17 protein-coding genes and 1 pseudogene are annotated in these 23,039 nt (G+C 72.7%); 4 read left to right on the forward strand and 14 right to left on the reverse strand.

What is annotated here, in order from left to right; translation table 11 throughout:
• Positions 1-97: 97 nt before the first annotated feature.
• Both PV342_RS25995 and proS read right to left on the reverse strand, forming a co-directional pair.
• Complete coding sequence (locus tag PV342_RS25995; RefSeq protein WP_400802391.1) at positions 98-688, reverse strand: hypothetical protein; 591 nt, start codon at positions 686-688, stop codon at positions 98-100.
• Between the two features lie 190 nt (positions 689-878).
• Positions 879-2,291, reverse strand: coding sequence for a proline--tRNA ligase (gene proS / locus PV342_RS26000; RefSeq protein WP_386994624.1), 1,413 nt, complete (start codon positions 2,289-2,291; stop codon positions 879-881).
• A gap of 217 nt (positions 2,292-2,508) precedes the next feature.
• Here proS and PV342_RS26005 point away from each other — a divergent pair, with 217 nt between their 5' ends.
• Positions 2,509-3,348, forward strand: coding sequence for a class I SAM-dependent methyltransferase (locus tag PV342_RS26005; protein ID WP_329185506.1), 840 nt, complete (start codon positions 2,509-2,511; stop codon positions 3,346-3,348).
• Between the two features lie 42 nt (positions 3,349-3,390).
• On the opposite strand, the gene ftsH is transcribed toward PV342_RS26005, so the two are convergent.
• The 7 genes from ftsH to nsdA all read right to left on the reverse strand — a co-directional run bounded on the left by ftsH (position 3,391) and on the right by nsdA (position 13,744).
• Positions 3,391-5,325 (reverse strand): ATP-dependent zinc metalloprotease FtsH, encoded by a 1,935-nt coding sequence (gene ftsH / locus PV342_RS26010; protein WP_500318791.1) that lies wholly within the window; start codon positions 5,323-5,325, stop codon positions 3,391-3,393.
• Between the two features lie 36 nt (positions 5,326-5,361).
• Entirely contained in the window at positions 5,362-5,877 is a 516-nt protein-coding gene (locus PV342_RS26015) for a GNAT family N-acetyltransferase (RefSeq protein ID WP_329185508.1), read from the reverse strand.
• Between the two features lie 74 nt (positions 5,878-5,951).
• Entirely contained in the window at positions 5,952-7,490 is a 1,539-nt protein-coding gene (gene ffh / locus PV342_RS26020; protein WP_500318792.1) for a signal recognition particle protein, read from the reverse strand.
• Between the two features lie 84 nt (positions 7,491-7,574).
• Complete coding sequence (locus PV342_RS26025) at positions 7,575-10,052, reverse strand: [protein-PII] uridylyltransferase (protein WP_500318793.1); 2,478 nt, start codon at positions 10,050-10,052, stop codon at positions 7,575-7,577.
• Between the two features lie 91 nt (positions 10,053-10,143).
• The gene (locus PV342_RS26030) at positions 10,144-10,482 is read right to left on the reverse strand and encodes a P-II family nitrogen regulator (protein ID WP_018562967.1); all 339 of its coding nucleotides are present in this window, start codon (positions 10,480-10,482) and stop codon (positions 10,144-10,146) included.
• Positions 10,479-11,837 (reverse strand): ammonium transporter, encoded by a 1,359-nt coding sequence (locus PV342_RS26035; RefSeq protein ID WP_026251708.1) that lies wholly within the window; start codon positions 11,835-11,837, stop codon positions 10,479-10,481. Before PV342_RS26035 ends, PV342_RS26030 begins: the two co-directional genes overlap by 4 nt.
• 392 nt (positions 11,838-12,229) lie before the next feature.
• Positions 12,230-13,744, reverse strand: coding sequence for a transcriptional repressor NsdA (nsdA, locus tag PV342_RS26040; protein WP_400802382.1), 1,515 nt, complete (start codon positions 13,742-13,744; stop codon positions 12,230-12,232).
• A 233-nt stretch (positions 13,745-13,977) separates the two neighbouring features.
• Between nsdA and PV342_RS26045 the strand changes: the two genes are divergently transcribed.
• Positions 13,978-14,652, forward strand: coding sequence for a bifunctional DNA primase/polymerase (locus PV342_RS26045; RefSeq protein WP_400802380.1), 675 nt, complete (start codon positions 13,978-13,980; stop codon positions 14,650-14,652).
• 76 nt (positions 14,653-14,728) lie between these two features.
• Here PV342_RS26045 and ftsY read toward each other — a convergent pair whose 3' ends face one another.
• Positions 14,729-15,955: a signal recognition particle-docking protein FtsY gene (ftsY, locus tag PV342_RS26050; RefSeq protein ID WP_018562971.1), complete on the reverse strand. Its 1,227-nt coding sequence runs from the start codon at positions 15,953-15,955 to the stop codon at positions 14,729-14,731.
• A 100-nt stretch (positions 15,956-16,055) separates the two neighbouring features.
• On the opposite strand from ftsY, the gene PV342_RS26055 reads away from it, so the two are divergent.
• Complete coding sequence (locus PV342_RS26055; protein ID WP_400802378.1) at positions 16,056-17,045, forward strand: LLM class flavin-dependent oxidoreductase; 990 nt, start codon at positions 16,056-16,058, stop codon at positions 17,043-17,045.
• Positions 17,046-17,064: 19 nt separating this feature from the next.
• Here the strand turns inward: PV342_RS26055 and smc are convergent, their stop codons facing one another.
• The 3 genes from smc to PV342_RS26070 form a co-directional block, all read right to left on the reverse strand.
• Positions 17,065-20,622, reverse strand: a complete 3,558-nt coding sequence (gene smc, locus PV342_RS26060; RefSeq protein WP_500318794.1) for a chromosome segregation protein SMC — start codon at positions 20,620-20,622, stop codon at positions 17,065-17,067.
• A 175-nt stretch (positions 20,623-20,797) separates the two neighbouring features.
• A complete protein-coding gene (locus tag PV342_RS26065) occupies positions 20,798-20,986 on the reverse strand; it encodes a hypothetical protein (RefSeq protein WP_018562974.1) in 189 nt (62 codons plus the stop codon).
• A 412-nt stretch (positions 20,987-21,398) separates the two neighbouring features.
• Positions 21,399-21,680 carry an acylphosphatase gene (locus PV342_RS26070; protein WP_026251710.1) on the reverse strand — a complete coding sequence of 94 codons (282 nt, stop codon included), beginning with the start codon at positions 21,678-21,680 and terminating at the stop codon, positions 21,399-21,401.
• A gap of 124 nt (positions 21,681-21,804) precedes the next feature.
• Here PV342_RS26070 and PV342_RS26075 point away from each other — a divergent pair, with 124 nt between their 5' ends.
• Positions 21,805-22,713 (forward strand): CAP domain-containing protein, encoded by a 909-nt coding sequence (locus PV342_RS26075; RefSeq protein WP_500318795.1) that lies wholly within the window; start codon positions 21,805-21,807, stop codon positions 22,711-22,713.
• Positions 22,714-22,736: 23 nt separating this feature from the next.
• Here PV342_RS26075 and PV342_RS26080 read toward each other — a convergent pair.
• Positions 22,737-23,033, reverse strand: a pseudogene (locus tag PV342_RS26080) (tyrosine-type recombinase/integrase); the annotation flags it as partial.
• Positions 23,034-23,039: the final 6 nt, after the last annotated feature.

Genomic DNA, 23,039 nt, shown 5'->3' on the forward strand with positions numbered 1-23,039 from the left:
TGACCATTCTGCCATACGGCGGGCATGCCACCGCACGCCGGTGACCCCACCGGCGCTGTCCCCCCGTACGGCACCGCCCCCGTGCCGCGGCGGGCGCTCACGCGACCGCCGCGGCCTCCGGAATCCGGAACGGCGTACCGCACGCCCCGCAGACGATCGGCGCCTGCGCGAGCACGGACGGCACGACCCGGACGTTGCGTCCGCAGTCGCAGACCGCCTTCACCCGTACGCCTCCGCCCGAGGACCCGTGCCGGGCGGCGGGCCCGCGGAAACTGCGGGCGGTGTCGGCGGCGGTCGCCGCGGTGTGCGCTCTGAGCGCGCGCTGCAGGCGGTCGATCGTCGCCCGGTAGCGCTTCTTGGTGTCCTGGCGCATCTGGACCAGGGAGAAGCCGCTGCTGGGGTGCGGCTCCTCGGAGTGGTCCAGGCCGAGCTCGTCGGCGATGGCCAGGAATCGACGGTTGTGGTAGCGACCTGCCCGCGAGGTGTCCCGGACGCCGCGTGCGGCGGCGACTCCGTGGACGGCCTCGTGCAGCAGGCGCTCGAAGGAGAGCTCCGTGCCGCACGCGGACGAGGACTCTCCGATCAGGGACTCGGGGGCGGCCAGGTCGGGCAGTTCGGGATGGTGCCGTTGAATGTCGGCCCATGCGACTGCCAGCTCGGCGGCGAGGACTGGTGGTGTCGTGCTCACGTCGTGACAACGAGCCGGGGGTGCCCTGTGTTCCGATACCGGGCCATCCCAAATATTTTGCACGTACTAGTCAGTTCCGGATGATGCGTACGGCTGAGGGCGGGTGCGGAGGACAGTGGAGAAGTCACGCACCCGCCTCAAGCATGGACGTACTGCCGATTACGTACGTCGCTTTTCAGTCAGTTGACGGTCAGTATGCCCGCGCGACGAGCGCGACGGTACCCGGCGCGTCGTCCGCTTCCGGAACAGCGCCGTCCTCGGTGAGGAGGCAGCGCACGGACACGCCCTGCTCGGCCAGCTTGGCCTCGCCCTCCGGGCCCAGGTCCGCCCACGGGATGCGGCCCCAGCCGGTGGCCGCGGCCTCGGCGGCCTCGGCGATCGTCCTGACGTCCACGGTGCGGGACTCGCGGCGCTCGCGGGACTGGCGCAGCAGGGTGGCCTGGTCCTCCTCCAGCACCTTGGGCAGCAGCGCGGCCAGCTCGTCGATCGCCACCGGCTCCTTGCCCCCGGGGATGCGGCGGGCGAGCATCGCGGTGCCGTTCTCCAGGTCGCGCGGGCCAACCTCGACGCGGACGGGGACGCCCTTGAGCTCCCAGTCGACGGCGCGCCGGCCGAAGGGGGTGTCGGTGCGCACGTCGACCTGGACGCGAAGGCCCGCGGCCTTGAGCCGGTCGCCGATCTCGCGGACCTTGGCGACGACCGCGTCGTCGCCCTTGATCGCCAGGACGACGGCCTGCACCGGGGCCAGCCGCGGCGGCACACGCAGTCCGTTGTCGTCGCCGTGGGACATGATCAGGCCGCCGACCATGCGGGTCGACACACCCCAGGAGGTCTGCCAGACCAGCTCCTGCTGCCCCTCCTTCGAGAGGTAGGAGGTGTTGAAGGCCTTGGCGAAGTTGGTGCCCAGCTCGTGACTGGTGCCCAGCTGGAGCGCCTTGCCATCGCCCATCATGCCCTCGAGGGTGAGGGTGTTGATGGCGCCGGCGAAGCGCTCGCGGGCGGTCTTGCGGCCGAGGACGACGTCGATTCCGAGGACCTCGGTCATGAAGTCGCCGTACACGTCGCGGTGGATCATCGCGGCGTACTCGCGGGCGTCCTCGTAGGTGGCGTGCGCGGTGTGGCCCTCCTGCCACAGGAACTCACTCGTGCGGAGGAAGAGCCGCGAGCGCATCTCCCAACGGACCACGTTGGCCCACTGGTTGATGAGCAGCGGCAGGTCGCGGTAGCTCTGCACCCACTTGGAGAAGTATTCGTTGATGATCGTCTCGGAGGTGGGCCGGACGACGACCGGCTCCTCCAGCTCCTTGCCGCCGCCGTGGGTGACCACGGCCAGCTCCGGCGCGAAGCCCTCGACGTGCTCGGCCTCCCTGGTCAGGTAGGACTGCGGGATGAAGAGCGGGAAGTACGCGTTCTGGGCGCCCGCCTCCTTGATCCGCGCGTCCATCTCCTGCTGCATCCGCTCCCACAGCGAGTACCCGTACGGCCGGATGACCATGGTGCCGCGCACCGGGCCGTTGTCGGCCAGCTCGGCCTTGTTGATCAGGTCCTGGTACCAGCGCGGGAAGTCGTCCGCCTGGGGTGTGAGTACGGGAGCCTTTGCCATGCCGCAGATGGTACGGGGACAGCGGCGCCGGACGTGAATCGGCGGGGTCCGGGAATCGGCCCAATCCTCACCTTCAAACCTCTGGACTACGGCCCGGAAGGGGAGTTGGCTGGCTCCGGGGGCATGCGCGGCGTGACGGCGACGGTGCGCGGCGTAACCGGGGGGCGTACGAGGAAGGCTTTCGGCGAGACAGCGACGCGGCTGATTGGGGCGCTCGATGACACCTACGCTCGCACGGCACCCACGAACACACCGGACCGACGGCAGGGCGCGTGACTGGGCGGAGATCCAGGAGCGGATGCTCGTACCGCTCTACGAGGCGGTGCACGAGCGATTGGAGGTCGGCCCCCGCACCCGGCTGCTCGGCATCGGGTGCGGATCGGGACTCGCGCTGCTGATGGCCTCGGCCCGGGGCGCGGCGGTCACGGGATGCGATCCGGACGAACGGCGGCTCGCGCTGGCCCGGCAGCGGCTGCTGCCCGAGCCGCAGTGGGGCACGCCGGTACGGTCTGACGGGCGCACCCGGCTCGTGCCGGGCGGCCCGCAGGATGTGTCCGGCACGGAGGGGGCGCCGTTCACGGTGGTGACCGCCCTCGATCCGGGGACGGCACGCGGTGAGCTGGTCCCGGCGCTCAGGGCCGCGGCGGGCCTGGCGGAGCGGGGCAGCCCGGTCGTGCTGGCCGGCTGGGGGCCGCCCGAGCGCTGCGCCACCGGGCGGGTGCTGCGGGTCGCGGCCCGGCTGGCCGAGCCGCGCGACGCCACCGCCGCCGCGGCGGCCGCGGTCCGGCTCAGCGGCCGGGACGATCTGGAGGACCTGGCGCGGGACGCGGGGCTGCGCCCGGACGGCTCGGGACGGGTGTCCTGCCCCTTCGGCTACCCCGACATGGACAGCGCGGTACGCGGCCTGGTGTCGACCGGGCTCTTCGACGCGGCCGTGGCGGCCACGGACGAGGACCAGGTGCGCAAGGAACTGCGCGAGGCGCTGCACGCGTACCGGCGCGCCGACGGCACGGTCCGGATGGAGAACGTGTTCCGGTACCTGGTGGCCCGGGTGTAGCCGGGACGTGCCCGCGCGCACGCGGCCGCGATCACACGGCGGTCACTCGGCGGCCTTCGCGAGCCGCGGGATGCCCGCCGCCTCGTAGGCCTCGCCCTCCTCCAGCGTCTCCGCCTCCAGCAGCCGCTCCGCGAGGGCGTCCAGTTGCTCGCGGTGCCGGCTGAGCAGCCGGCACGCCGTCCCGTAGCACTCGTCGACGATCCGGCGCATCTCGGCGTCGATCACGTCGAGGGTGGCGGGGGCGGCGGACAGTCCGTAGGGCTGCTGGGAGTCGGCCGGGATCGCGGAGAGCGGGCCGACCTTCTCGCTCATGCCCCAGCGGCCGACCATGCCCCGGACGACGTTGGTGACCTGCTCCAGGTCGTTCTCGGCGCCGGTGGTGACCACCCCGAAGACGACGTGCTCGGCGGCCATGCCGCCGAGCGCGCCGATGATCCGGCCGCGCAGGTACTCCTCGGTGTACGCGTAGCGGTCGGAGTCGGGGGTGGAGAGGGTGACGCCGAGGGCGCGGCCGCGCGGCACGATGGTGATCTTGCGTACGGGGTCGGCGCCCGGGTGCAGCATGCCGAGCAGGGCGTGCCCGGACTCGTGGTAGGCGGTGCGGCGGCGCTCCTCGGCGGGTATGACAAGCGGGCGTGCCGCGCCCAGCTGCACCTTCTCGAGTGCGTCGGAGAGCTCGCCCTGCCCGACGGCGGACTTGTCGCGCTTGACGGCGAGCAGCGCCGCCTCGTTGGCGAGGTTGGCCAGTTCCGCGCCCGTCATCCCGGGCGTGGCACGGGCCACGGCGGTCAGGTCGATGCCGCTCTCCAGGGGGACCTGGCGCAGATGGATGCCGAGGATGGCCTCGCGGCCCGTACGGTCGGGCGGGCTGACGTGGACGACGCGGTCGAAGCGGCCGGGACGGGTCAGGGCCGGGTCCAGGACGTCGGGCCGGTTGGTGGCGGCGATGACGACGACGCCCTCTGAGCCGGAGAAGCCGTCCATCTCGGTGAGGATCTGGTTGAGGGTCTGCTCCCGCTCGTCATGGCCGCCGATGCCGCCCGCGGCGCCGCGGGCGCGCCCGATGGTGTCGATCTCGTCGATGAAGATGATCGCCGGGGCGACCTTGCGGGCCTCGGCGAACAGCTCGCGCACCCGCCCGGCGCCGACGCCCACGATCATCTCGATGAACTCGGAGGCGGAGGCGGAGAAGAACGGCACGTCGGCCTCGCCGGCCACGGCCCGGGCGAGCAGCGTCTTGCCGGTGCCGGGGGGTCCGGCCAGCAGCACGCCGCGCGGCATCCGCGCCCCGAGCGCCCGGTAGGCCTGCGGGCGCTTGAGGAAGTCGACGACCTCGTTGAGCTCGGCCTCGACCTCGTCGATGCCCGCCACGTCGGCGAAGGTGGTGCGGCGGCCCAGCTCGGGGACGACCGGCCGCGGCGGGGCCCTGCGGCCGATGCCGCCCAGGCCGCCGAGCCCGCCCGCGAGCTTGCTCATCCGGCGGGAGACGTAGAGCCACAGCACGACCAGCAGCAGCACCGGCGCGAGCGAGAGCAGCAGGTTGTAGAGCAGTCCGCGCTGCTGGACGACGGGTTCGGCGGTGACGGTGACCTTGTTCTTCGTCAGGGTCGCCCACAGGTCGTCGTCGGCGAAGACCGGCCGCTGGGTCTTGAACTGCATGAACGTGCCCTCGTCCGCCCCGGGCACGTCCTGCTTCCGCTTGAGCTGCCCCTCGATGGAGTCGCCCTTGGAGTAGATCTTCGAGATGTTGTCCGCGGCGAGCTGCCGGCCGAACTCGGTGTACGAGATCGTGGTCGACCGGGACCCGGTGAAGAGCGAGAGCACGAGGTCGGTGATGAGGAAGACGACGAGCGCCGTCAGGATCATGCCGCCCCAGCCGCCCATGCGGCGCCGTCGCCGGGTGGGCGAGGAGGGCGGCGCGCCCTCCGTCCGCCATGGGTCGTCCGGATTCTGCCGGGGCGGTACGGGATTGCCCATACCCCGACCATAAGGACAGCGCCGCTCCGGCGCCCCTCAGGCCCCGGGCCACTCCTCGACGGTGAGCGCGAAGCGCTCGTGGTCGCGCCAGGCGTCGTTCAGGTAGAGCATGCGGGGGGTGAAGCCCTCGTGCCGGAAGCCGAGTCTTCTGGCCATGGCGACGGACCGTTCGTTCTCCGGCTGCACGTTGATCTCCAGCCGGTGCAGGCCCAGTCCCTGCGGCTCGCGGGCGAAGCAGCGGTCGACGACCAGCCGCAGGCCCTCGCTCATCCGTCCGGTCCCGGCGAAGGGCACATAGCTGTCGTAGCCCAGGCTGGCGTTGCGGAAGCGCCCCATGACGATGTTGGCCACGTTGCACTTGCCGACGATCCCGCCGGTGTCCTCGTCGAGGATCAGGAACGTCCGCAGCACGGGCCCCTGGCGCCGCAGCAGTTCGGGCAGCCCGTCCGGTTCGACCGGGTTCCACCGGCCGACGTGCTCGGCGGAACGCAGCACCGCCTCCCGGTACGCGGGAGCGTCGGCCGGCTCCGGGGCACGGATGTGTACGCGCATGGGTCCATGATGCACGCGCGGCGGCGGCTCCTCCCTCCCGGGAAGCGCCGCCGCCGTACGGAAACGGGACCGGATCAGCCCATGAACTTCTTGAACTCGTCGGGCAGTTCGAAGTTCTGGCCCTCCTGGGCCGCCGGCATCCCGAAGGCGCCTCCGGCCTGCTGCTCGCGGCGGGCGGCGTCGGCCTTCTCCTGCTCGGCGCGCTTGAGCGGGTTGCCGCTCTGGCGCTTGCCCTTGGCCTTCTTCTGCTGCTTCTTCTGGCGGGCGCCGCCGCCCAGGCCCGGCATGCCGGGCATTCCGGGGATGCCGCCCTGGGCCATCCGCGACATCATCTTGCGGGCCTCGAAGAACCGCTCCACCAGGCTCTTCACGGCGCTGACGTCCACACCGGAACCGCGCGCGATGCGGGCGCGGCGGGAGCCGTTGATGATCGTGGGGTCGTGGCGCTCGCCCGGGGTCATCGACTTGATGATCGCGGCCGTGCGGTCCACGTCGCGCTCGTCGAGGTTGTTGATCTGGTCCTTGATCTGGCCCATGCCCGGGAGCATGCCGAGCAGCTTGGAGATCGAGCCCATCTTGCGGACCTGCTCCATCTGCTGGAGGAAGTCGTCGAGGGTGAACTCCTTGGGGCCCTTGGCCAGCTTCTCGGCCATCTTCTGGGCCTCGGCCTGGCTGAAGGTCTGCTCGGCCTTCTCGATCAGGCTGAGGACGTCACCCATGCCCAGGATGCGCGAGGCCATCCGGTCGGGGTGGAAGGCGTCGAAGTCGTCCAGCTTCTCGCCGTTGGAGGCGAACATGATCTGGCGGCCGGTGACGTGCGCGATGGAGAGCGCGGCACCACCGCGGGCGTCGCCGTCGAGCTTGGAGAGCACGACGCCGTCGAAGCCGACGCCGTCGCGGAAGGCCTCGGCGGTGTTGACCGCGTCCTGGCCGATCATGGCGTCAACGACGAAGAGGATCTCGTCGGGCCGCACGGCGTCGCGGATGTCCGCGGCCTGCTGCATCATCTCGGCGTCGATACCGAGGCGGCCGGCGGTGTCGACGACCACGACGTCGTACTGCTTGGTGTGGGCGTGCTCGAGGGAGTCCTTGGCGACCTGGACCGGGTCGCCCACGCCGTTGCCGGGCTCCGGCGCGTAGACCGCGACGCCCGCCCGCTCCGCGACGACCTGGAGCTGGTTGACGGCGTTGGGGCGCTGGAGGTCGGCGGCGACCAGCAGCGGGGCGTGGCCCTGGCTCGCCAGCCAGCGGCCGAGCTTGCCCGCCAGGGTCGTCTTGCCGGCGCCCTGCAGACCGGCGAGCATGATGACGGTCGGCGGCTGCTTGGCGAAGCGCAGCCGGCGGGTCTCACCGCCGAGGATGCCGATCAGCTCGTCGTTGACGATCTTGATGACCTGCTGGGCGGGATTGAGGGCCTGGGACACCTCGGCCCCACTCGCCCGCTCCTTGACCTGCTTGATGAAGGCACGGACCACCGGCAGCGCGACATCCGCCTCCAGCAGCGCGATACGGATCTCGCGCGCCGTGGCGTCGATGTCCGCCTCGGAGAGGCGGCCCTTGCCCCGGAGGTTCTTGAACGTCGCTGCGAGGCGGTCGGAAAGGGTGTCGAACACGTCGGTCGCGGATCCTCAGGTCGGGGGCGGGTGATAGGTCGTCCTCAAGGGTATCCGCCCGGCCCGTGAATGGTCTCCACCGCGTCAGCGCAGGGCCCGCTCCACCTGGTCGGCGACCTCGGCCGCGCGTACGTCGGGGAGCGGAGCGCCGGCGGTGTCGGTGACGTAGAACGCGTCCACCGCGTTGGCGCCGAGCGTACTGATGCGGGCGGACCGGACGTTCACGCCGGTGGCCTCCAGGGCCCTGCCGATGCGGTGCAGCAGCCCCGGGGCGTCGTGGGCGCGGACCTCGATGACGGTGGCGGCGGTGGAGCTGCCGGGGGCGACGGTGACCCGGGGCGGCGGGGACGTGACCCCGCGGCGGCGGGGATGGGCGGACTCGCGCTCCGCCAGCCGCGACTCGATGTCGAGGGAGCCGGCGAAGGCCCGGGCGAAGTCGTTGCGCAGCCGTGCCGCCTCGGGCAGCGAGCCGTACTGGGCGGCCACCCGCCAGCGCAGGAGGGTCACCGGGCCGTCGCCGATGGGGTCGACCGTGCGCAGGTCGGCGGCGCGGACGGTGAGCCGGTGCAGGGCGAGCACGCCCGCCGCCGCGGCGAGCAGCCCTGGGCGGTCGGGAACGGCGAGCAGCAGCTCCACCCCGACGGGCTCGGGTTCGTCGTCGGCGGTCCGCGTGGCCGTCCCGTCGGGGTCGGGTTCGGCGTGGGCGCGCAGCGCGATGACAGGGCCCCCAGTGCGCGCCGCCTCGACGGCCAGGCGCTCCTCCTCGGCGGTGGGCTCGGGGTCGGCCGGCTCGGGCACCGCCCCGCTCGCCAGGACGGCGGCGACCCGCTTGACCAGGTCGCCGACGAGTGAGGACCGCCACGCGCTCCAGGCCGCGGGACCGGTGGCGAGGGCGTCCGCCTCGGTCAGCGCGTGCAGCAGTTCCAGCGTCTCGGTGTCGCGGACGGCGTCGGCGACACTCTGCACGGTGGCGGGGTCGTCCAGGTCGCGCCGGGTCGCGGTCTCGATCAGCAGCAGGTGGTGGCGGACGAGCAGGGCCAGCGTCTCCACGTCGGCGCGGCCGAAGCCGAAGCGGGCCGCGACGTCGCGGGCGATGACCTCGCCGGCCTCGGAGTGGTCGCCGGGCCAGCCCTTGCCGATGTCGTGCAGCAGGGCGGCGATGAGCAGGAGGTCGGGACGGCCGACCCGGCGGGTCAGGCGCGAGGCGCGCACGGCGCACTCGACGAGGTGCCGGTCGACGGTCCAGATGTGCACGGCGTTGCGCTGCGGGCGGCAGCGGACCCGCTCCCAGTCGGGGAGCAGCCGGGTGATCATGCCCTCGGCCTCCAGGGCCTCCCACACCGGCACCGTGGACTCCCCCGCGCCCAGCAGCGTGACGAGCTGTTCGCGGGCCTCGGCGGGCCACGGCACCGGCAGCGGCCGGGTCGCCTGGGCCACGCCCAGCCGTCGGACCGCGTGCAGCGACAGCGGTACGCCGTGCTCGGCCGCTGCCGCCGCTGCGCGCAGCGGCAGCACCGGGTCGCGCTCGGGCCTGGCCGTGAGCGCGAGGACGGCCTCGCCCTCGTGCTCCACGACGCCCTCGGCGAGCGGGGTGCGCTCGGGCGGGTTGCCCTGCTCGGGACGGGAGCGGCCGAGCAGCCCGCGCCTGCGGGGCCGCGACTGGCGGGAGCGCAGGACCCGGCCGACCTCGCGCCAGGTGACGTCGAAGGCGTAGCCGACGGTCCGGGCGGCCTCGTACACCTGGCGCAGCAGCGCGTCGGCGTCCAGCAGGCCGAGTGCGCCGGCCACCTGGTCCTGCTCCTGAAGGGCCAGCCGGTCGGTGGCGCGCCCGGTCACCAGGTGGAGGGCGTCCCGGGCGTCGAGCAGCCGGGTGCGGGCGTCCTCCAGGCCCTCGCGGGGCGCGTCGGCGAGCCAGGAGGCGGCGACGGCGCGCAGGGCGGTGGCGTCGCGCAGTCCGCCGCGGGCCTCCTTGAGGTCCGGCTCCAGCAGGTACGAGAGCTCGCCGTGGCGTTCGGCGCGTTCCAGGCACAGCTCGTGGAGCGCCGGGAGGCGCTTGGGGGCCTGGTTGCGCCAGTCGGCGAGGACGGCGGTGCGCAGCGACGCGGTGAGGGCGGTGTCCCCGGCGATGTGGCGGGCGTCGAGGAGGCCGAGCTGGACCTTGAGGTCGTCGGCGGCGGTCTTGCGGGCCTCGGCCGGGGTGCGGACGGAGTGGTCGAGGGCGACGCCCAGGTCCCAGACCGGGTACCAGATCCCGTCGGCGAGGCCGGCGACGTCCGCGGCCCCGGCGGAGCCGTCGTGGAGCAGCAGCAGGTCGAGATCGCTGCGCGGGGAAAGCTCGCCCCTGCCGTAGCCGCCGACGGCGACCAGTGACCAGCCCCTGGTCCCGGTCCGGTCGGCCGCGCCGCGGGCGAGGTCGGCCAGCCATGTGTCGGTGAGGGCGGCCAGCGTCTTGCGCCGCGGCGGCCCGGACGGCCCCTCGCCGTTCAGCAGGGCCAGCCGGGCCGCCGCATAGCCTGCAGGGGCGTGTCCGTCGTGGGCTTTCGCGTCGACGTTCTCCGTCACACTGTCTCCAGTCGCAGGCCGTGCGGTGGAACTGCTCGGTTTCGGTGGTGCGAAGGGGCGCGGCCGGAGTCCCGGCCGCGCCCCCGCGTCCTCAGAGTGCGTCCGGGCCGCGCTCCCCGGTCCGGACCCGTACGGCGGTCTCGACCGGGATGCTCCAGACCTTGCCGTCACCGATCTTGCCGGTGCGGGCCGCCTTGACGATGACGTCGATCAGCTGGTCGGCGTCGCCGTCCTCGACGAGCACCTCGATGCGGATCTTGGGCACGAGGTCGACGGTGTACTCGGCGCCGCGGTACACCTCGGTGTGACCCCGCTGGCGGCCGTAGCCGCTGGCCTCGGTGACCGTCAGACCCTGGACGCCGAAGGCCTGCAGGGCCTCCTTGATCTCGTCCAGCCGGTGCGGCTTCACGACCGCGGTGATGAGCTTCACGCGTCCACCTTCTTCGACGGGGCGTCGGTCACCTGGGTGCCGGTGCCACTGCTGCTGTCCAGGGAGGAGAGGGCGGAGCGGACCGCGCCGGCCACGCCCGCGAAGTCGTAGCCGGTCTCCGCGTGCTCGGCCTGGTCGATGCCCGCGACCTCGGTGTCCTCGCTGACGGTGAATCCGATCACCAGGTCGATGAGCTTGGCAAGGATCGCCGACGCGACCAGCGAGTAGGCCAGGACCACACCGACGCCGAGGAACTGCTTCCACAGCTGGTCGAAGCCGCCGCCGTAGAACACGCCCTTGGCCGTCTGGCCGACCCCGCCGGTGGCGAAGAAGCCGATGAGCAGCGAGCCGATGATGCCGCCCACCATGTGGACGCCGACCACGTCGAGGGAGTCGTCGAAGCCGAACCGGTACTTCAGGCCGACCGCGGCGGCGCAGCCCACACCGGCGATGACACCGACGGCGATGGCGCCGAGCGGGCTGACCGAGCCGCAGGCCGGGGTGATGGCGACCAGGCCGGCGACGGCGCCGGAGGCGGCGCCCAGGGTGGTGAAGGAGCCGTGCTTGATCTTCTCGTAGGCGAGCCAGCCGAGCATCGCGGAGGCGGTGGCGACCTGGGTGTTGGTGAAGGCCACGGCCGCGACGCCGTCGGAGGCGAGCCAGGAGCCGGCGTTGAAGCCGAACCAGCCGAACCACAGCAGACCGGCGCCGAGCATGACCAGCGGCAGGTTGTGCGGCCGGAACGGGTCCTTCTTGAAGCCCACGCGCTTGCGGATGACGAGGATCACGCCGAGCGCCGCGGCACCGGCGTTGATGTGCACCGCGGTTCCGCCGGCGAAGTCGATCACGCCGCGGGTGAACAGGAAGCCGTCGGACGCCCAGACCATGTGGGCGACCGGGAAGTACACGACCGTCGCCCACAGGGCCACGAAGAGCGACCAGGCGGTGAACTTCACCCGGTCCGCCAGGGCACCGCTGATCAGGGCGGGTGTGATGATCGCGAACATCAGCTGGAAGACGGCGAAGACGTACACCGGGATGGTGTAGCCGTCCCACAGCTGGGCGATCCCGATGTTGCGCATGCCGGCCCACTCGAAGCCGCCGAAGAAGGCGTTCCCGGAGTCGAACGCGACGCTGAAGCCGTAGAGCGTCCAGAGCACCGTGACGATGCCGATGGCGATGAAGCTCATCATCAGCATGTTCAGGACGCTCTTGACCCGGACCATGCCCCCGTAGAAGAAGGCCAGGCCGGGGGTCATCACGAGCACCAGTGCCGCGCTCAGCAGCATGAACGCCGTGCTACCGCTGTCGAGCGTGGGCGTGTCTGCGGCAAGCGTCAAAAAGCCTGCTGCCATCGGCGTCTCCTCGTCATCCGAACGGCCCGTGCGGGATGCGGGCTCGGTGGGCCGGTTTTCGCCATGAGGTTGTCCCAGCCGGGTTTCCGTCGACGCCATCGGGTGTTTCGTCACCGTGACGAAGAAGTCGTCCGTGTTACGTCGCGATGAACCGCCGCCCCAGCGGGCGCCGCCATGACGCCGCCGTGATGACGCCGCGACCCCTCGGACGGGCCGCCGAGCTGTATACGTGCCGCGCGGGCCGGGGTGTACAAACCTCGCCACGCCGTCGAAGGGGCGCGCCGGTGAACGAGGACCGGCCGCGGCGAGCCACCCGGTTGACCTGGCATGGGGGAGCCGAGTCGGGCTGTCGGGATGGCCGGCCGCGGCCGGGGTGAGGGGCGGACCGCCGGTCAGGCGGTCTCGGCGACCTCGGGGAGGTCGGCGGCGAGGCGCTCGCTGAGCTGGGCGACCTCGGCGACCTGGCCGAAGTCGCGCAGGGCGCTGTCGGCGGTCTTGCGGATGCGGGTGTTCACCCGCTCGGAGCGCACGTGCTTGGCGACGTCGATCGCCTGGACGGTGAGGCCCGCTGCCTCCTCCGGGCTGCGCTGCAGCAGGTGCACGGTGGCCATGCCGATCAGGTTGAGGGCGTAGGCGCGCTGGTGGACGCTGTCCCGCGCGAAGAGGTCGACGGCCCGCTGCATCACCGGGTGGGCCAGTGAGGCGTACGTGGGGCTGCGGCCGGCCACGTAGGCCAGGTCCCGGTAGGAGTGGGCGTTCTCGGCGTTGAGCTCGGCCTCGTTGAAGAAGCTGATCCAGTCCGGATCCTCGGCGGGCCGGGAGTCGGTGTAGGAGTCCTCCGCCATCCGCACGGCGCGGTGGCACTTGCTGACCTGCCCCATGTTGGCGTAGGCACGGGCCTCCATCGCGTACAGCATCGCCTGGGTGGTGGCGCTCGCGCTGTCCCTGCTGCCGTACTGCGCCAGGTGGATGAGTTCCAGTGCGTCGTCGGGGCGGTCCAGGTGGATCATCTGGCGGCTCATGCTCGACAGGACGAAGGCGCCCAGCGGGCGGTCGTCGGCCTCCTTGGCCGCGTGCAGGGCCAGGACCAGGTACTTCTGCGCGGTGGGGTGCAGGCCGACGTCGTACGACATCCAGCCGGCGAGCGCCGCGAGCTCGGCGGTGACGCGGTAGAGCCGCTTGGCAACGGACTGCGGATGGGACTCCTGGAGCAGGTCGGTGACCTCGTGCAGCTGGCCCACCACCGCCTTGCGGCGCAGGCCGCCGCCGCACTGGTTGTCCCACTGCCGGAACATCACCGTGGTGGCCTCCAGCAGCTCCAGTTCGGGCTCGGAGAGCCGGGCCCTGGCGCGGGAGTCGCGCGGCGGCGGGACGTCGGCGCCGGAGGCGGGGGTGGGCACCAGCCAGCGCTGCATCGGCTCGACGAGGGCGGGGCCGGCGGCCAGCGCCAGGGAGGTCCCGAGGAAGCCGCGGCGGCCGAGCATCAGGTCGCTGCGGGAGAACTCGTTGATCATCTGGACCGTCTGCGGCCCCGCCCACGGCAGGTCCACTCCGGTCGAGGCGGGCGGCTGGTGGGCGGGACGCAGCCCCAGGTCCTCCACCGGGACGACGGTGCCGAAGCGTTCGGAGAACAGCTCGGACAGGATGCGCGGGATCGGTTCCCGCGGCTGCTCGCCGTCCAGCCAGCGGCGCACCCGCGAGGTGTCCGTGCTGACGTGCAGCGCCCCCATCTGGCGCGCTCTGCGGTTCACCTGGCGGGCGAGTTCGCCCTTGGACCAGCCACTGCGCACAAACCAAGAGGTCAACTGCGCGTTGGGCTGCTTGTCCTGTGTGCCGCCCACCGTGACGCCCCCATTCCGTCGCCCAACACCACCGGGGATGTGGGCCGTTGCCTGCCTGGCCCCCATGCGCCTCAGTGTCCTACGAGTCTTGCCTCCGGCATACCCGCCGGCCCGCACACTTCCGGGGCTTGCAAACCGAAAGTAATCCTACGATCACCCATCCGGCGATGCCTCCAGCGAAAACGCCACCATTCGCCACCCCTTCGAATGAACTACATGTGGACGCGGAGCGATTCACTTGACACATGCCGATCAGGCACGGGCGTAACCATCGGCAACTGCGACCCGTTGGGGGTGTCATGGGCTTCACGATCGGCAGCATGCGGGAGATGCGACACATCCGCTCCGGCGCGCGCCGCCGGACGCACGCCTCGGCGTGCACCACCGTGGCGGAGTACACCGGGTTGTGCGGATGGGCGGTGGCGCCGGGTGCGCGCGCCACGCGCGGGGGCGGGCAGTGCTCCTGCGGCGACCCGGGGTGCGAGGCGCCGGGCGCCCACCCGCTGGAGTTCGCCGGCGAGGTGCCGGCCGGGGCGACCCTCGAGGAGGCCGCGGCCGCCTGGGAGCGCGTGCCGGGCGCGGCGCTGATGCTTCCCGTGGGGCGCACCTTCGACGTGATCGACGTGGCGGAACGATCCGGCGTGCGCGCTCTGGTGCGCCTGGAGCGGATGGGGCTGCGTCTCGGCCCGGTCGTCGCCACCCCGGACGGCCGGGCGCAGTTCTTCGTCGCGCCGGGTGCCGCCGCCGAGCTCCCGCATCTGCTGTACCGCATGGGCTGGGACGACGCCGACCTCGACCTGCGCTGCCTCGGGCCGGGCGACCATGTGACCGCTCCCCCCTCCGACCTCGGCGGCCTCGGCCCGGTCCGCTGGCTGCGGCCGCCGGCGCTGGACGCCGCCCGCCAGCCCCCGGAGGCCCGGCTGCTGCTCGGCACGCTGGCGTACGTCTGCCACCGGGACCGCGCCTACGCGTGAGCAACGGAGAAGGGGCGCACTCCCGGGAGTGCGCCCCTTGTCCGTTGCTCCGCTGCCCGTCCGCGGATGCCGCCGGCTACGAGCCGATCAGCGCGTCCACGAAGGCCTCGGGCTCGAACGGCGCGAGGTCGTCCGCTCCCTCACCCAGGCCGATCAGCTTGACCGGGACGCCCAGCTCGCGCTGGACGGCGACGACGATGCCGCCCTTGGCGGTGCCGTCGAGCTTGGTGAGCACGATGCCGGTGATGTCGACGACCTCGGCGAAGACCCGGGCCTGCACCAGGCCGTTCTGGCCCGTCGTGGCGTCCAGGACGAGCAGGACCTCGTCCACCGGGCCGTGCTTCTCGACGACGCGCTTGACCTTGCCGAGCTCGTCCATCAGGCCGGTCTTGGTGTGCAGCCGGCCGGCGGTGTCGATGAGCACGACGTCCGCGCCCTCGGCGATGCCCTCCTTGACCGCGTCGAAGGCGACCGACGCCGGGTCGCCGCCCTCGGGCCCGCGCACGGTGCGGGCGCCGACCCGCTCGCCCCAGGTCTGCAGCTGGTCCGCGGCCGCGGCGCGGAAGGTGTCGGCGGCGCCCAGCACGACGCTGCGGCCGTCGGCCACCAGGACCCGGGCGAGTTTGCCGGTGGTGGTGGTCTTGCCGGTGCCGTTGACGCCGACGACCATCAGCACCGCCGGCTGGTCGGCACCGTCCGCGTTCGGCAGCCCGTCCGTGTGGAGCGTACGGTCCAGGTCCGTGCGGACCAGGGTGAGCAGTTCCTCGCGCAGCAGCTGCCGTAGGTCCGCGGGGCTGCGCGTGCCGAGCACCTTCACCCGGGTGCGCAGCCGCTCCACCAGCTCCTGGGTGGGGGCGACACCGACGTCCGCGGTGAGCAGGGTGTCCTCGACCTCCTCCCAGGTGTCCTCGTCGAGGTGCTCGCGCGAGAGCAGGGTGAGCAGCCCCTTGCCGAGCGCGTTCTGCGAGCGCGAGAGGCGCGAGCGCAGCCGCACCAGACGGCCGGCGGTGGGCTCGGGCCGCTCGATCTCGGGGGCGGCCGGGCGCTCCTCGACGAGGACGCCGCCTGCGGAGGCGTCTTCCGACTCGGGGAGCTCGACCTCTTCGATGGTCCGGCGGGGTTCGTCCCGCGGGGCCTCGGCCTCGTCGCCGATGTGCGGTTCGGCGGGAGGCGCGGTGATCGTCGGCTGCTCGGTGGGCGGCGCGGGGGGCAGCTGCTTCCTGCGGCGGCTGCCCACCACCAGCCCGCCGGCCGCCAGGATCACGACCAGGGCGATGACTACGGCAAGAATGACGGTTTCCATAACCCGTCCAGTATCGGTCACGCGGCCCGCCCTCCCGGGAGCCACCCGGCGGGCGTCCGCGACTCTGTTCATCTGACGATTCGTCAGCTAACGTCGGCGCATGCCCGCCACTGTCGTACGCTTCAACCTCGTCGACCCCGCGGCCTCGCCCGGGGCGCTCGGCCACCGCTACCGGGCGGCCCTGGAAATGGCCGCGTACGCCGACGAGCACGGCGTCGCCACCGTCCAGACCGAGGAGCACCACGGCTCCCCCGACGGCTGGCTGCCCTCGCCGCTCACCTTCGCGGGGGCCGTCCTCGGCGCGACCCGCAGGATCGCGGTCACCGTCTCCGCCCTGATCGGGCCGCTGTACGACCCGCTGCGGCTGGCGGAGGACCTCGCGGTGCTCGACCACGTCGGAGGCGGACGGCTGGTCACCGTCGCCGGCATCGGCTACCGCCCCGAGGAGTACGCGGCCCTCGGGGTCGACTGGCACCGGCGCGGCGCCCTCCAGGACGAACTGCTGGACACGCTCCTGAAGGCCTGGACCGGTGAGCCCTTCGTCTTCCGCGGCCGGACCGTGCGCGTCACACCCCGCCCCCACAGCTCCCCGCACCCGCTGCTGATCGTCGGCGGCAGCTCGCGCGCCGCGGCGCGCCGGGCGGCGCGGTTCGGACTGCCGTTCTTCCCCAGCGCCCACCTGCCGGAGCTGGAGGCCTACTACCGGGAGCAGCTCGCCGAGCACGGCACGGTGGGCTGGTGCCTGATGCCCCCGCCGCAGGTGCCGCTGCTCCACCTGTCCGAGGACCCCGACCGCGCCTGGGCCGAGTACGGGCGGCACCTGTTCCACGAGGCTGCCACCTACGCCTCGTGGCAGTCCGCCGGCATCCGCTCCGCGGTGCGCTCCACGGCGGCCTCCCCGGAGGAACTGCGCCGCGAGGGGGTCTACCGCGTGGTCACCCCCGACGAGTGCGTCGCCTACGCGGAGGCGAGCACCGACCCGGCCGCCGCCCTCGTGCTGCACCCGCTGTGCGGGGGGATGCCGGTGGAGGAGGGCTGGCGGAGCCTGCGCCTGTTCGCGCAGCAGGTGCTGCCCCGGCTCAAGGACTGACGCGGCCCGGACGGGCCGGTCAGGACGTGAGGCGCTGGCTGATGACCTTCGACACGCCGTCGCCCTGCATGGACACGCCGTACAGCGCGTCGGCGACCTCCATGGTCCGCTTCTGGTGGGTGATGACGATCAGCTGGGAGCTCTCCTGCAGCTCCCGCATGATGCCGATGAGCCGCTGCAGGTTGGTGTCGTCCAGCGCGGCCTCGACCTCGTCCATCACGTAGAACGGGCTCGGCCTGGCCTTGAAGATCGACACCAGCAGCGCCACCGCGGTCAGCGAGCGCTCGCCGCCCGACAGCAGCGACAACCGCTTGACCTTCTTGCCCGGCGGGCGGGCCTCCACCTCCACACCGGTGGTCAGCATGTTCTCGGGGTCCGTCAGGATCAGCCGGCCGTCGCCGCCGGGGAAGAGCCGGGAGAACACGCCCTCGAACTCCCGCGCGGTGTCGTGGTAGGCGGAGGTGAAGACCTGCTCGACCCGCTCGTCGACCTCCTTGATCACCTGGAGGAGGTCGGCCCGGGTCTTCCTCAGGTCCTCCAGCTGCTCCGAGAGGAACTTGTGCCGCTCCTCCAGCGCCGCGAACTCCTCCAGCGCCAGCGGGTTGACCTTGCCCAACTGCTGGTACGCCTTCTCCGCGGCCTTCAGCCGCTTCTCCTGCTCGCCCCGGTGGTAGGGGCGCGGCCTGTTGCGCGGATGCTCCGGGTCCTCCGGCAGCTCCTCGCCCTCGGCGGGCGGGGACGGCGGCACGAGCTGGTCCGGCCCGTACTCCGCGACCAGGCCCGCGGGCTCGACGCCGTACTCCTCCAGCGCCTTGCTCTCCAGTTGCTCGGTCCTCATCCTCTTCTCCGCGCCGAGCACCTCGCCCTTGTGGACGGAGTCGGTCAGCCGGTCCAGTTCGGACTTCAGCTCCCGGCCCCGGCGGCGGGCGGTGTCCAGCTCCGCCTCGCGCTCGGCCTTGGCCCGCTCGGCCGCTCCCCGCTCCTCGTCCGCACGCCCGAGCGAGACCTGGACGTACGCCAGCAGGCCCTGCGCGCCCTTCAGCACCGCGGAGGCGACCTGCGCCTCGTACTCCAGACGTGCCTTGCGGCGGGCGGCCCGCGCCCTGGCCTCGCGCTCGGCGCGGGCGGCGCGGTCCAGGCCGTCGGCGCGGCCGGCCAGGCCCTTGACCCGCTCCTCGTGGGTACGGACCTGGAGCCGCGCCTCCATCTCCGTCTGGCGGGCGTTGGCGCCGTCGGCGGCGAGCCGGTCCCGCACGGAAGTGTCCGGCTCCTCGTCCGCGGGGGCGGCCTCCGCCTCGCTCAGCCGGAAGGAGAGCTCCTCGAACTCCTCTATGGCGGCGGCCAGCGACTCCTCGGCGCGGCCCACGGCGGCGGCAGAACGTTCCGCCTCCCCCGCGGCGGCACGCGCCTGCCCGCCCAGCCGGCCCAGCTGCTGGGCCACGGCCGACTTCTCCTTCTCCGCGGCCCGGCGACGCTGCGTCAGCTCGTCCACCACCCGGGCGGCGGCCGACCTGCGTTCCCTGGCCGCCGCCTGCTCCTCCGCGAGCGCCTCGCAGCGCCCGGCCAGGGCCTCCAGCTCCGCGGCGGCCTCGTCGACGGCTGCCTGGACCTCCAGCAGGCTGGGGGCTCCGGCCGAGCCGCCGTGGGCGAAGTGGGCGCCGAAGACGTCGCCTTCCGCGGTCACCGCGGTCAGCCGCGGGTGGGCGGCGACCAGTGACTCGGCGTCGGCGAGGCTCTCCACGACGACGTAGTCCCGCAGCAGACGGCGCACGGCCGGGAGCAGTTCGTCGGGACCGCCGACGAGCGCGGCCGCCGCACGCACGCCCGCGGGCACCTCGGCGGCCTCCTGCGGGACGGAGTCACCGGCGACGAGCAGCGCGGCGCGGCCCGCGTCGTCCTTGCGCAGCAGCCGCAGCGCCTCGGCGGCTGCCGACGGTCCGGATACGGCCACGGCGTCGGCGGCGGCGCCCAGCGCGGCGGCCACCGGCACCTCGTGGCCCGGGGCGACGGTGAGGAGTTCGGCGGCGGGACCGAGCAGCCCGGACAGGCGGTCGCCCGCGGCGAGCAGGGCTCCGGTGCCGTCCTTGCGGCGCAGGCCGAGTGCGAGGGCGTCGTGTCGGGCGGCGAGGGCGGCACGCCGGCGCTCGGCGGCGGTGGCGGCCTCGCGGGCGGCGGAGTGGGCATCGTCGGCGCGGGCCTGCTCGTCCTTGGCGGCCTCGAGGCGCTCGTCGAGCTCGGAGTCGTCGGCGTCCAGGTCCTCGACCCGGGCGCGGAGTTCCTCGTACTCCTCCTGCGCGGACTCGGCGCGCTCACGCGCCTCGTCGCGGGCGGCGGTCAGCCGGCCGATCTCGGCCTCGGCGGATCCGGCCTTGGAGCGGGCGGCGTTGACCTGGCCCTGCAGCCGGGCCAGCCCCTCGCGGCGGTCGGCGATGGCGCGGGCGGCGGCCTTGAGGGCCTTGTCCTCCTCGGCCAGGCGGCGTTCCAGTTCCGCGCGGTGGTCGACCGTGTCGTCCAGGGCGCGCTGCGCGGCCTCCAGCGCGTCGGTGAGTTCCGCCTCCTGTTCGCGGATGCGGGCTGCCTCGCGCTCCATCTCCTCCGGGTCTCGGCCGCGCCGTTCCTCCGCGGGCTGGGCGGTGGCGTGCCGTACGCGCTGCTCGGCCAGGCCGATGGTGCCCCGGACCCGCTCGGCCAGCTGCGACAGCCCGTACCAGGTGGCACGGGCGTCGGCCAGCCGCGGGGCCAGCTCCCTGACCTGCTCCTCCAGCCGCGCCTCCCGTTGCACGGCGGCGGCGAGGTCCGTCTCGACGGCGTCGCGGCGCTCCTTGAGCGCCGCCTCGTCGGCGACCTCGGCGCGCAGTGCCTCCCGCAGGGTGACCAGGTCGTCGGCGAGCAGCCGCAGCCGGGCGTCGCGCAGGTCCGCCTGGATGACCACCGCCCGGCGCGCCACCTGTGCCTGCCGTCCCAGCGGCTTGAGCTGGCGTCGCAGCTCACCGGTCAGGTCCTGGACGCGGGCCAGGTTGGCCTGCATGGCGTCCAGCTTGCGCAGCGCCTTTTCCTTGCGCTTGCGGTGCTTGAGGACGCCGGCCGCCTCCTCGATGAAGGCGCGGCGGCCCATCGGATCCGCGTGCAGGACCGAATCCAGTTGTCCCTGACCGACGATGACGTGCATTTCGCGGCCGATACCGGAGTCGGAGAGCAGTTCCTGGATGTCCAGCAACCGGCAGGTGTCCCCGTTGATCTGGTATTCGCTGCCGCCATTGCGGAACATGATCCGCGTGATGGTGACCTCGGCGTATTCGATCGGGAGGGCACCGTCGCCGTTGTCGATCGTGAGCGACACCTCGGCACGGCCGAGCGGCGGCCGCCCCGTCGTGCCGGCGAAGATGACGTCCTCCATCTTGCCGCCGCGCAGCGACTTGGCGCCCTGTTCGCCCATGACCCAGGACAGCGCGTCCACGACGTTGGACTTGCCGGAACCGTTCGGGCCGACGACGCAGGTGATCCCGGGTTCGAACCGCAGCGTCGTCGCCGAGGCGAATGACTTGAACCCGCGCAGGGTCAGGCTCTTGAGGTGCACGCCGCTGGACTCTACCTCCCGCTCTCGGTTTCACCGAGGAATGCGGGGGGCACATGCAATGCAAGGGCGGAGATCATGGGAGGGCAACGGGGCGGAAAACGACGAAGGGACGCCGGGGCGTCCCTTGCACATTCCCAAACGGAGTCGTTTCCACTTGATCGGCCGAAAGGCCGGATCAGGCGAGAACCGGCTCCGCGTGAGGTACGTCGACGAGCTCGCGCGAGGCGGCGGCCAGCGTGTCGTTCTCGGCCTGGATCCGTACGAGTTCGGTTTCCAGGTCCTGGACGCGCTGCTGCAGCCTTCGCATCTCGGCGAGGAGTCGAGGGTCGGGGCCGCCGACGTAACCGAGAAGCGCCTTTGCCATGATGGATGGTCCTCCACGCTGAGTGACCGACCGGGGAGCGGTGTGGGTCGTTTGTGAGGGGTTATAGGCACCCGCGCCGTGTGCGCCGAAGCTGCCCTTTGCCATGCCTACAGCTGCGGTGCGCGGGGCTTCCAGCGTCTCACCAAATGGTTGGACGGTCAACACGATCACAGCCCGCTCGTCGGGTACGCCTAAGAAAACACGGCGCGAGAGAGGCGCCGCGGGCGTCCCGCGTGGCTGGAGGACGGGGCCGTCAATCACTCCCCGAAGATCACCGCGTCCTCGATGTCGGCAGCCTTCCACGCGGTGCGCGAAATGGCAACCTCCTTGGCGCTCTTGCCAGGTGAGATTGCCGGCGATCTGTGACCTCGCCCCTCACCTGCGAGGACGGCGCGGTGCGCCGGACGGTGGCTCAGCGGATCGCGAAGCCCTCATAGCCACCGCGCGGCTCGCCCCAGATCTCGGTGACGCCGTCGACGCGTCCGGGCGTGTCGCCGGTCCGCAGCCAGTCGAGCAGCCGGTCGCAGTGCGACCGGTCCCCTTCGGCCACGATCTGCACGCGCCCGTCCGAGAGATTGCTCACATAGCCGTCGAGCCCACCGATCTCCAGTGCGTTCGCCCGCGTCCACCAGCGGAAACCCACTTGGTGTACTCGACCTCGCACCCAGGCCGTCAGTCGGACAGCGTCGTTCATGGAAGCACGCTAACCCCCCAGTTGCACAGGGTTCACACCGGCCCCGCCTGTCTTTCGGTACAGTCGCGCCGCAACAGGACTCACCCGTTCGGGTGAACACCGCCGACATAAAGGACTGCATCGGATGGGCCGCCACAGCCGTACAGCCTCCGAGCCGGCGCCGTTCTCGGAGGCGCCGCGCCACCGCGGGCAGACCAACAGGGCCCGGCGGCGCAAGCAGAACCCGGTGCGCACCGGGCTGCTGGCCTCGTCCGCCGCGCTGGCGGTCGGCGCGATCGGCGTCTCCAGCGGGCTGCTGCCCTCGCCGGACGGTTCCGGGGGGTTCGCGTACCACGACGACGCTCCCGGTCAGGTCCAGGCCGCCGGGCTGCCGAACACCGCGAGCCCGCAGGACGTCGGCGCCGTACCCGCCGACCGCGACACCTCGGCCCCCGCCAGCCGCGGCGACGCCCGTACCACCGCGCCGCCCGCGGCCCCGTCGGCGCCCGCGACCGCGGCGACGCCGACCCCCTCCGCCCCGGCCTCGGCCCCGGAGCGGAACGCGGCAACTCCCGCCGCGCCGCAGCCCTCGGCGTCCGCCACGCCCACCGACGTCCCGTCCCCGCCCGCGGCCACCCTCGTGCCGGGCGGCGGCGAGGAGGTGCAGGACGGCGACCAGAGCGTCGTCGAGACCTCCGTCCTGGCCCTGGTGAACACCGTCCGGGCCACCGCCGGCTGCCAGCCGCTGCACGCCGACAAGAAGCTCTCCGAGCTCGCCTCCGACTTCAGCGCCGACATGGCCGCCCGGGGCTTCTTCGACCACTCCGACCCCGACGGCGACGACCCCTGGGACCGCGCCGCCCAGGCGGGCATCAAGAACCTCGGCGGCGAGAACATCGCCCGCGGCCAGGCCACGCCCGAGGAGGTCATGGACGCCTGGATGAACAGCGAGGGGCACCGCGCCAACATCCTCAACTGCGACTTCAAGAAGATCGGCGTCGGAGCGGTCCTCGGCGAGGGCGGCCCCTGGTGGACGCAGGACTTCGGCTACTGAGAAAGCCGCAGGTCAGATAGCTGTCAGACGGCTCGGGCCGTCTCCGGGCCGTCGTCGGTCGCAGGCTTGTAGCCGAATACGCGATCGACGGCGGCCCTCGTGCGTGTGTCGCTCGCGGGCATCAGGTGCGTGTACGTCCGGAGCGTGAAGCCGGGGTCGTGATGGCCGAGGTACTCGCTCAGGGCCTTGATGTTCTCCCCCGCGTCCAGGAGCACGGAGGCGTAGAAGTGGCGCAGCGCGTGCATGCCGTTCTCCCTCCCCGAGGGCACGCCGGCCGCGCGTAGGGCGGGGCGCCAGACCCAATGGTTGAAGCGGTTCCGATCGAG

Origin of the sequence: Streptomyces sp. PA03-3a (assembly GCF_033792735.1) — a bacterium.
Taxonomy (GTDB): domain Bacteria; phylum Actinomycetota; class Actinomycetes; order Streptomycetales; family Streptomycetaceae; genus Actinacidiphila.